The 10137-nt window shown below is 75.2% G+C and carries 10 protein-coding genes; all 10 read left to right on the top strand.

Annotation, left to right across the window (positions count from 1 at the left end; translation table 11 throughout):
• Positions 1-1190, top strand: a 1190-nt coding sequence (locus tag H7344_RS19965) for a DAK2 domain-containing protein (protein ID WP_186347740.1), incomplete at its 5' end; no start/stop codon positions are given.
• 28 nt (positions 1191-1218) lie between these two features.
• The gene (locus H7344_RS19960) at positions 1219-3486 is read left to right on the top strand and encodes an ATP-dependent DNA helicase RecG (protein ID WP_186347739.1); all 2268 of its coding nucleotides are present in this window, start codon (positions 1219-1221) and stop codon (positions 3484-3486) included.
• Positions 3487-3493: 7 nt separating this feature from the next.
• Positions 3494-4099 carry a 16S rRNA (guanine(966)-N(2))-methyltransferase RsmD gene (rsmD, locus tag H7344_RS19955; RefSeq protein WP_186347738.1) on the top strand — a complete coding sequence of 202 codons (606 nt, stop codon included), beginning with the start codon at positions 3494-3496 and terminating at the stop codon, positions 4097-4099.
• 13 nt (positions 4100-4112) lie between these two features.
• Positions 4113-4607 carry a pantetheine-phosphate adenylyltransferase gene (coaD, locus tag H7344_RS19950; RefSeq protein WP_186347737.1) on the top strand — a complete coding sequence of 165 codons (495 nt, stop codon included), beginning with the start codon at positions 4113-4115 and terminating at the stop codon, positions 4605-4607.
• 144 nt (positions 4608-4751) lie between these two features.
• Positions 4752-5285, top strand: a complete 534-nt coding sequence (locus H7344_RS19945) for a YceD family protein (RefSeq protein WP_229706862.1) — start codon at positions 4752-4754, stop codon at positions 5283-5285.
• A gap of 64 nt (positions 5286-5349) precedes the next feature.
• On the top strand, positions 5350-5535 hold the full coding sequence (gene rpmF, locus H7344_RS19940; protein ID WP_166189999.1) for a 50S ribosomal protein L32: 186 nt from the start codon (positions 5350-5352) through the stop codon (positions 5533-5535).
• Complete coding sequence (gene rnc / locus H7344_RS19935) at positions 5490-6293, top strand: ribonuclease III (protein ID WP_186347736.1); 804 nt, start codon at positions 5490-5492, stop codon at positions 6291-6293. Before rpmF ends, rnc begins: the two co-directional genes overlap by 46 nt.
• 4 nt (positions 6294-6297) lie before the next feature.
• Complete coding sequence (mutM, locus tag H7344_RS19930) at positions 6298-7197, top strand: bifunctional DNA-formamidopyrimidine glycosylase/DNA-(apurinic or apyrimidinic site) lyase (RefSeq protein WP_186347735.1); 900 nt, start codon at positions 6298-6300, stop codon at positions 7195-7197.
• 161 nt (positions 7198-7358) lie between these two features.
• Positions 7359-7562, top strand: a complete 204-nt coding sequence (locus H7344_RS19925) for a hypothetical protein (protein WP_186347734.1) — start codon at positions 7359-7361, stop codon at positions 7560-7562.
• Positions 7563-7686: 124 nt separating this feature from the next.
• On the top strand, positions 7687-10137 hold a 2451-nt coding region (smc, locus tag H7344_RS19920), incomplete at its 3' end, for a chromosome segregation protein SMC (protein ID WP_186347733.1).

Below are 10137 nucleotides of genomic sequence, written 5' to 3'. Positions count from 1 at the left end.
GGGCGGCCGCGCCCGACGCCCGCGCCCGGGACGTGTTCGCCGCCGCGGCCCAGGCCGCCCGCGCCGCCCTGGCCCGTACGCCGGAGCAGCTCGCCGTCCTGCGCGACGCGGGCGTCGTGGACGCCGGCGGCCGCGGGCTGAGCGTCGTGCTCGACGCGGCCGAGACGGTGCTGACCGGTCGGCGACCGGTGCCGGTGACGGTGCCGCTCGGCAGCCACGCGATCCCGCAGCCGGTCGCGCGGCAGCACGACCTGTCCCCGGACGGACCGTCGTACGAGGTGATGTACCTCCTCGACGCCGCCGACGACCGGATCCCACCGTTGCGCAAGGCGCTGGCCGACCTCGGCGACTCGCTCGTCGTGGTCGGCGGCGAGGGGCTGTGGAACGTCCACGTCCACGTCGACGACGTCGGCGCCGCGATCGAGGCCGGCCTCGAGGCCGGCCGCCCGCACCGCGTGCGGGTCACCCACTTCGCCGAGCAGGTCGCCGAGAAGCGGCGCCGGACGCCGACCCGCACGGGCCGCAAGGTCGTGGCGGTCGCCGCGGGGCCGGGCCTGGCGAAGCTCTTCGAGGAGGCCGGCGCGGTCGTCGTGCACGGCGGCCCCGGCCGGCGGCCGAGCACCGGCGAGCTGCTCGAGGCGATCACCTCGTGCGGCGCTTCGGAGGTCGTCGTCCTGCCCAACGACCACGACTCGCTCCGGGTCGCGCAGGTCGCGGCGAGCACCGCCGAGACCGACGCCCCCGACGACCTGCGGGTCGCGGTGATCCCAACCCCGGCCCAGGTGTCGGGCCTGGCCGCGCTCGCGGTCCACGAGCCCGGCCGCTCCTTCGACCAGGACGTGCTCGAGATGACCGCGACCGCCCGGCACGCCCGCCAGGGCGCCGTCACGGTCGCGGCCCGGCGCGCGATGACGATGGCCGGCCCGTGCGAGGTCGGCGACGCCCTCGGCGTCGTGGCGGGCGACTTCGTCGTGGTCGGCGACGACCTGCTCGAGGTCGCCACGCAGGTGCTCGAGCGGCTGCTCGGCGGCGGCGGCGAGCTGGTCACGATCGTCGCGGGGGCCGAGGACGCCGACGGCGCGCTGGCCACCCGGTGCGCCGGCTGGGTCGAGGAACGGCACCCCGCTGTCGACGTCGTCGTGTACGACGGTGGCCAGGAGCGCTACCCGCTGCTGGTCGCGGTGGAGTGAGCGCACGGGTGAGGGGAGCAGCCACCGCGTGATCACCGTCGACACCCCGGTCGCCGCCGTGCTCGGCGACCACAAGGGCAAGCGCGCCAAGATCGAGGACAAGCTGGGCCTCCGCACGGTCGGGGACCTGCTGCGCCACTTCCCGCGGCGGTACGTCGAGACCAAGGAGCTCACCAAGGTCGACGAGCTGGAGCCCGGCGAGGTGGTCACCGTCGTCGGCGAGGTCGTGTCCTCCGACGTGCGCACCTACACCGACCGCCGCACCGGCCGCACGGCGTACCGCCTCGACGTGGTGCTGACCACCGACGGCCCGCGGCTGCGGATGTCGTTCTTCGCCAAGGGCCGCGGCGTCGCCGAGTGGAACGCCCGCCGGCTCGCCGTCGGCCGCCGGGGGCTGTTCGTCGGCAGCGCGAGCGTCTTCCGCGGCGACTGGCAGCTCACCAACCCCAAGATGGTGCTCTTCGGCGCCGGCCCCGAGGGCAGCGGCCCGGAGGGCTCCGATGCCGAGGCCGAGCTCGACGCGATGGGCGCGCTCTACCCGATCTACCCGTTGACCAGCGGCGTGGAGTCGTGGGACCTCCAGCGCGCGATCACCTTCGCCCGCAGCGTCCTCGACGACGTGCCGGAGGTGCTGCCCGCCGACGTCCGCGAGGAGCACGACCTCCTGCCCGCCCGCAAGGCGCTGGACTGGGTCCACGCGCCCGACGACCGCCGCCAGGTCGGCGCGGCGCTGAAGCGGTACCGCTTCGAGGAGGCGCTGGTCACCCAGCTCGTCCTGGCCCGCCGCCGCCGCGCGCTCCGGTCCCTCGGCGCGCAGGCCCGGACGGGCGGGGACGGCGGCCTCCTCGCGGTGTTCGACGCCCGGCTGCCCTTCGAGCTCACCGCCGGCCAGCGGGCCGTGGGGGAGGAGATCGAGCGCGACCTCGCCGAGCCGCACCCCATGAACCGCCTGCTCCAGGGCGAGGTCGGCTCAGGCAAGACGCTCGTGGCCCTGCGCGCGATGCTGCGCGTCGTCGACTCCGGCGGCCAGGCCGCGCTGCTGGCTCCTACCGAGGTCCTCGCCCAGCAGCACTTCCGCTCGATCACCGCCATGCTCGGTGACCTCGCCACCGGCGGCATGCTCGGCGGTCCGGCCGAGGCGACCGCCGTCGAGCTGCTGACGGGATCGATGACCAAGGGTCAGCGCACGGAGCCGCTGCTGCGGATCGCGTCGGGGGAGGCCGGCATCGTCATCGGCACCCACGCCCTGCTGGAGGAGAACGTCTCCTTCTTCGACCTCGGCCTCGTCGTCGTCGACGAGCAGCACCGCTTCGGCGTCGAGCAGCGCGCGGCGCTGACCGGCAAGGCCGGCACTCCGCCGCACGTGCTGGTCATGACGGCCACGCCGATCCCGCGGACCGTCGCGATGACGGTCTTCGGTGACCTCGAGACCTCCACGCTCACCGAGCTCCCCGCCGGCCGGGCGCCGATCCAGACCAACGTCGTCCCGGTCGCCGAGCACCCCGGCTGGATGGGCCGGGTGTGGGAGCGCGTGCGCGAGGAGGTCGCCGCCGGCCACCAGGTGTACGTCGTGTGCCCCCGCATCGCGGGCGACGAGCTCGAGCAGGGCGGCGAGGACGCCCCGGACGGCGACCCGGACGTGCCGGAGGCCCCCACGCCGAAGAAGGCTCAGCAGCCGCAGGGCCCGCCGCTCGCGGCGGTCGAGGAGGTCGTCGCCGACCTGGCCGAGGGCGCGCTCGCCGGCCTCCGGGTCGCCCCGCTCCACGGCCGGATGGCCCCGGACGAGAAGGAGCGCACGATGCGCACCTTCGCCGCCGGTGACATCGACGTGCTCGTGTCCACGACGGTCATCGAGGTCGGTGTCGACGTGGCCAACGCGACCACGATGGTCCTGCTCGACGCCGACCGGTTCGGCGTCTCCCAGCTCCACCAGCTGCGCGGCCGGGTCGGCCGCGGTGGCCTGCCGGGCCTCTGCCTGCTGGTCTCGCGCGCCGAGGCCGGCACGCCCGCGCGCCAGCGCCTCGAGGCGGTGGCCGCGACGACCGACGGCTTCGAGCTGAGCCGGGTCGACCTCGAGCAGCGGCGCGAGGGCGACGTGCTCGGCGCCAGCCAGTCCGGCTACCGCTCCAGCCTCCAGAACCTCCGGGTGCTGCGCGACGAGAAGACGATCGTGGCGGCGCGGAGCACCGCCGAGGCGCTGCTCGACCGCGACCCCGACCTCACCGCCACCCCGGGACTGGCCGCCGCCGTCCGCGACATGGAGCTCGCCGCCGGCGGGTTCATCGAGAAGTCGTGAGCGCACCGTGACCAGGATCATCGGGGGCAGCGCCGGCGGCCGGCGGATCGCGACCCCGCGCGGCGCCGCCACCCGCCCGACCAGCGACCGCGTGCGCGAGGCGCTCTTCTCCGCGATCGAGGCGTGGTGCGGCTCGCTGCAGGGCCTGCGCTTCCTCGACCTGTACGCCGGGTCCGGCGCGGTCGGGCTCGAGGCGTGGTCGCGCGGCGCCGGCGTCGTCACGCTCGTCGAGCAGGACCGCCGCACCGCGGCGCTCGTCCGGCAGAACGCCCGCACGCTCGGGTTCGCCCGCGCCGACGTCGTGGCCGCCTCGGTGGGGACCACGCTGCACCGGCCCCCGACCGCGCCGTACGACGTGGTGTTCAGCGACCCGCCGTACCCCCTGGAGGAGCCGAGCCTCGCCCGCGACCTCGCGGCGCTCGTCGAGCACGGCTGGCTCGTGCCGGACGCGCTGGTCGTCGTCGAGCGCTCCGCGCGCAGCCCCGAGCCCACCTGGCCGGCCGGCATCGAGCCGGTCCGCGAGCGCCGCTACGGCGAGACCGTGCTCTGGTACGGTCGCGCCGCCCACGCCACGGACGAACCGTCACCCGACGAGCCGTCTCCCGAGGACTAGAGCGGAGCCGCACGTGCGCCGAGCCGTCTGCCCGGGGTCGTTCGACCCCGTCCACCACGGGCACCTCGACGTCGTGGGACGGGCCTCGGTCCTCTTCGACGAGGTCGTCGTCGCCGTCGGGGTCAACGCCTCCAAGAGCCGGCTCTTCGGCCCCGAGGAGCGCCTCGCGATGCTCGAGGAGGCGTGCGCGGCGTGGGACAACGTCCGCGTCGACGGGTTCACGGGGCTGCTGACGACCTACTGCGCGGAGAACGACGTGCGCGCGATCGTCAAGGGCCTGCGCGGCGCCGGCGACTTCGAGTACGAGCTGCCGATGGCGCACATGAACTCCTCGCTCACCGGCGTCGACACCGTCTTCGTGCCCACCCGCCCCGAGTGGTCGTTCCTGTCCAGCAGCCTGGTCAAGGAGGTCGCGGCGTTCGGCGGCGACGTCTCGTCGTTCGTGCCCGCGCCGGTGCTCGAACGGCTCACCGCGCGGCTGACGGAACGGCGCGCGGCCGGTGCCTGACCGCGCCCCTCGTCCGGCTCCCGAACCTGCCCCTGAGCAGCGTTTTGTCCGATCCTCGGCCCGACGGTTAGGCTTCTCGCTGATCTGTACGTGCCCGGACCCGGAAGTGATCTCCTGAAAAGCCTGGACCCGAGAGCGCCGCTCGTGCTCGACACCCGCGAGCTCGGCCGCCGCCCGGGGTCCCAGCGACAGGTGACGCGGACGGTGCCGGCACCGCCAGATCTGGGCATCGAAGTCCTCAAGGTCACCGAGGGGTCGCAGGTCGAGCTCGACCTGCGCCTCGAGGCGGTCATGGAGGGTGTGCTGGTGACGGGCACGGCGCGAGCCGTGCTCGAGGGCGAGTGCGCACGGTGCCTGGAGCCGATCGAGGACGACACCGAGGTCACGTTCCAGGAGCTGTTCGTCTACGACGACCCTGCTCACCGGGGCGACCCCGACGAGGACGACGAGGTCAGCACGCTCGAGGACGACCTGCTCGACCTCGAGCCGCTGCTGCGGGACGCGGTGGTGCTCGCACTGCCGTTCCAGCCCTTGTGCGAGGACGACTGTCCCGGGTTGTGCACCGAGTGCGGTGTGCGGCTCGAGGACCCGGACCACTCGCACGAGGCGCCGGTCGACCCGCGGTGGGCGGGTCTCGCGGCCCTGAAGGAAGACAGCAGCACCCGCTCGCAGGACTGAACCCGGTCCGCGAGCACGACCAGGAACGGCCGGCACCAACCGGTCCCAAACCGAGGAGAGAACAGTGGCAGTCCCGAAGCGGAAGATGTCGCGCAGCAACACGCGTCACCGTCGGTCGGCCTGGAAGGCCGTCGCGCCCACCCTGGTGACCTGCGCGAACCCCGCCTGCGGTGCCAAGCACCTCCCGCACCGTGCGTGCGGCGAGTGCGGCCAGTACGGCGCTCGCGCCGACCGTCGTCAGGTCATCTGAAGACCGGTCCCCTGACCAACTACAGCGAGCTGCGCGCGGCGCTCGGGGATCCGGAGCTGGACCCCGAGCTGCTCGAGCGTGCGCTCACGCACCGTTCGTACGCGTACGAGAACGGCGGCCTGCCGACCAACGAGCGCCTGGAGTTCCTGGGCGACTCGGTGCTCGGCGTCGTCGTGACCGAGACGCTCTACACGACCCACCCCGACCTCTCCGAGGGTCGGCTGGCCAAGCTCCGCGCCGCGGTCGTCAACGCCCGCGCGCTGGCCGAGGTGGGTCGTGCCATCGGCCTGGGCGAGCACGTGAAGCTCGGCCGCGGCGAGGAGTCGACGGGCGGTCGGGGCAAGGCCTCGATCCTCTCCGACACCGTCGAGGCGGTCATCGGGGCGGTCCACCTCTCCGGTGGTGGCTTCGAGACCTCGGCCAAGGTCGTCCACCTGCTCTTCGACCCGCTCATCGAGGCCGCGTCGGCGCTCGGCGCGGGCCTGGACTGGAAGACCTCGCTCCAGGAGCTCGCCGCCGAGCACGGACTCGGCGTGCCCGAGTACGTCATCGAGGACGAGGGCCCCGACCACCAGAAGACCTTCACCGCGCAGGTCCGGGTCGGCGACCGGCTCTACGGCAACGGCGTGGGCCGCTCCAAGAAGGAGGCCGAGCAGGCCGCCGCGGAGACGGCGTACGGCGAGATCGCGGCCGCCCTCGGCGTCAGCGACCCGGCCGTCGACGCCGCCACGAGCGCCACCGGCCAGCAACCGGCCTGACCCCGTGCCCGAGCTGCCGGAGGTCGAGGTCGTCCGGGCCGGCCTCGAGCGCCACGTGCTCGGCGCGACGATCACCGGCGTCGACGTCCTCCACCCGCGTCCCGTCCGTCGCGACGCCCGCGGGCCGGACGGCTTCGCGCAGGCCCTGGCCGGCCGCCGGATCCTCGCGGCCCGCCGGCGCGGCAAGTACCTCTGGCTGCCGCTCGACGACGGCGACGCCCTGCTGGCGCACCTCGGCATGAGCGGCCAGCTGCTCGTGCAGCCGCCGGACGCCCCCGCGGAGCGGCACCTGCGGGTGCGGCTGGCGCTCGAGGGCGCCGACGAGGGCCGCGAGCTGCGCTTCGTCGACCAGCGGATGTTCGGCGGGCTGTCGGTCTCGACCGGCGGCGCCGACCTGCCGCCGGAGATCGCCCACATCGCCCGCGACCCGCTCGACGAGCAGTTCGACCTCGCCGACGTCGTACGCCGCGTTCGCCGGCGCACCTCCGGGATCAAGCGGCTGCTGCTGGACCAGAACCTCGTCTCGGGCGTCGGCAACATCTACGCCGACGAGGCCCTGTGGCGCGCCCGCCTCCACGGCGACCGGCCGGGGGAGCGGCTGACCGGCCCGCAGGTGCGCGAGCTGCTCGGCCACGTCCGCGACGTGATGACCGACGCGCTGGCCCAGGGCGGCACGTCGTTCGACGCGCTCTACGTCGACGTCAACGGCGAGTCCGGCTACTTCGACCGTGCGCTGCACGCCTACGGCCGCGAGGGCGAGCCGTGCGACCGGTGCGGGACGCCGATCCGCCGGGTGGCGTTCATGAACCGCTCCTCCTACTTCTGCCCCCGCTGCCAGCCCGCCCCGAGGCGCCGCCGAGCGCCGGCCGCCGATGGGCCGCCGGTGGTTCCCGTCCCGGACTGACGCCGGATCGACGCCGGATTGACCGTGAGGCGCTGTGGTGGGACTCTTGAAGACGGCCCGCCCGCGTGTGCGGCCCTCGTCTCCGCGGCCTCGACGCCGCCCACGGTCCCCTCACCGGGGACCACCCCCGGCACGTCCACCCCGAACCGAAGGAACACTCCATGGCCAAGGCGCTGATCGGCTACCTGGACAGCGACCTGCGTGACCCCCGCCTCGCGGCGGACAACGCCCGCCTCCGCGCCCGCGTCCGCGAGCTCGAGGCCCTCGTGCTCAGGCTGAGCGAGGAGAACGACCGGCTCGTCGCGGCCTCGGCCGCCGACATCCTCGACCGCGAGTCGGGGCTGCAGGAGATGCAGCCGGCCTGACCGGCCCGGTCACCGGCGGACGGGCGTCCCGAGAGGTAGTCTGACGCGCGCTGAGCTTCCCCCGGCGCGGCCCTCCGGCCGTCCGACATCAGCGCCGACGTCCGACCGGTGTAGGGAGCCTCCGTTGTACCTGAAGAGCCTGACCCTCAAGGGGTTCAAGTCCTTCGCCTCCTCGACGACGCTCCAGCTCGAGCCGGGCATCACCTGCATCGTCGGGCCCAACGGCTCGGGCAAGTCCAACGTCGTCGACGCGCTCGCCTGGGTGATGGGCGAGGCCAGCGCCAAGTCGCTGCGCGGCGGCAAGATGGACGACGTCATCTTCGCCGGCACCTCCGGCCGCCCGCCGCTGGGCCGCGCCGAGGTCGTGCTGACCATCGACAACGCCGACGGGGCGCTCCCGATCGAGTACGCCGAGGTCACGATCAGCCGCACGATGTTCCGCTCCGGCGGCTCGGAGTACGCCATCAACGGCAGCACCTGCCGGCTGCTCGACGTCCAGGAGCTGCTCTCGGACTCCGGCATCGGCCGCGAGATGCACGTGATCGTCGGGCAGGGCCAGCTCGACCAGATCCTGCACGCGACCCCCGAGGACCGCCGCGGGTTCATCGAGGAGGCCGCCGGCGTCCTCAAGCACCGCAAGCGCAAGGAGAAGGCGCTCCGCAAGCTCGACGCGACCGAGGGCAACCTCAACCGGCTCAACGACCTGATCGGCGAGATCCGGCGCCAGCTCAAGCCGCTGGGCCGCCAGGCCGAGGTGGCCCGCCGGGCGCAGACCGTCCAGGCCGACGTCCGCGACGCCCGGGCCCGCCTCCTCGCCGACGACCTGGTCGCCGCGCGCACCGCGCTCGAGCAGGAGATGGCCGACGAGTCGGTGCTGGTGCAACGGCGCGAGCAGGTCGAGGCCGCGATCGCCGCCGCCCGGGAGACCGAGGCGTCGCTGGAGGCCGCGCTCCGCGAGGACCTGCCCGCGCTGGCAGCGGCCCAGGAGACGTGGTTCGCGCTGTCCGGGCTGCGCGAGCGCCTCCGCGGCACGCAGTCGCTGGCCGCGGAGCGGGTCCGCAACGCCGCCGGCACCGCCGAGAGCGAGCACCGCGGCGGCCGCGATCCCGACGAGCTCGAGGCCGAGGCCGAGCGGATGCGCGAGAGCGAGCAGCGCACCGCGGCCGAGGTCGACCGCCACCGCACCGCGCTGGAGGAGTCCGTCGCCGCCCGCCGCGCCGCCGAGGACGCGGCCGCCGAGGAGGACCGCCGGATCGCCGCGCTCCAGCGGGCGGCCGCCGACCGCCGCGAGGGGCTCGCCCGCCTGCACGGCCAGGTCAACGCGCTCCGTTCCCGCGCCTCGGCCGCCGACGAGGAGGTGGGCCGGCTGACCGCGGCGCGCGAGGAGGCCCTCGCCCGCGCCGAGCGCGCGCAGCGCGCGTTCACCGCCCTGGAGACCCAGGTCGCCGGGCTCGACGCCGGCGAGGAGGGCCTCGACGCCGAGCACGAGGCCGCGACCTCGCTGCTCGACGACGTCGAGGAGCGGCTCGCGAAGGTCCGCGAGGCCGCCCAGCAGGCCGACCGCGACCGCTCCGCGCTGGCCGCGCGCAAGGACGCCCTCGAGCTGGGGCTGGACCGCAAGGACGGCGCCGGCGCCCTGCTCGCCACTACCGGCACGGTCTCCGGCCTGCTCGGCTCCGTCGCCGCGCTCCTCACCGTGCGCAGCGGCTTCGAGACGGCGGTCGCCGCCGCGCTGGGACAGGCGGCCGACGCGGTCGCGGTCACCGGCGCGGACGCCGCGGTCGACGCGATCGCCCACCTCAAGGGCGAGGACCTCGGCCGGGCGGGCCTCGTGCTCGCCGGCGCCGGGGCGGCCGCCCCGGCCGGCGACCGGCCCGCGCTGCCCGGCCACGCGACGTACGCCGTGGACGTGGTGGAGTGCCCCGACGACCTGCGGCCCGCGGTGGACCGGCTGCTCGACCGCGTCGCGGTGGTCGACGACCTCGTGACCGCCCGCGCGCTCCTCGCCGACCTGCCCGACGTGACCGCCGTGACCCGCGACGGCGACGTGCTCGCCGCGCACCTCGCCGCCGGCGGCTCGAGCAGCCGGCCCAGCCTGATCGAGGTGCAGGCCGCGGTCGACGAGGCGGCCGCCCGGCTCGCCGAGGTGACCGCGGCGGGGGAGCGGCTCTCCTTCGACATCTCGCGGCTCGAGGCCGAGCGGCTGGAGGCGCAGAAGCGCGCCGACGTGGCGATGGCCAAGCTGCACGAGTCCGACGCCACACTGGCGGCGGTCGCCGAGGAGCTGGGCCAGCATGGCTCTCAGGCGCGCGCGGCCCGCGGCGAGGCCGAGCGGCTGGCGCAGGCGATCGCCAAGGCGCAGGAGGGGCGCGAGCAGGCCGTCGCCGGGCTCGCCGAGCTCGAGGCCCGGCTCGCGACCGCCGAGGACGCGCCCGACGAGGAGCCCGACACCGGTGACCGGGAGCGGCTGACGGCGGCCGCGCGCGACGCCCGCCAGGGGGAGATGGACGCCCGGCTCGCCCTGCGCACCGCCGAGGAGCGCGCCCGCGCGCTGCACGGCCGCGCCGACGGCCTG

It is taken from the genome of Nocardioides deserti, from assembly GCF_014266025.1.
GTDB lineage: Bacteria > Actinomycetota > Actinomycetes > Propionibacteriales > Nocardioidaceae > Nocardioides > Nocardioides deserti.
The sequence above is the reverse complement of the archived record's forward strand: the minus strand, read 5'-3'. Positions and strand labels throughout refer to the sequence as shown.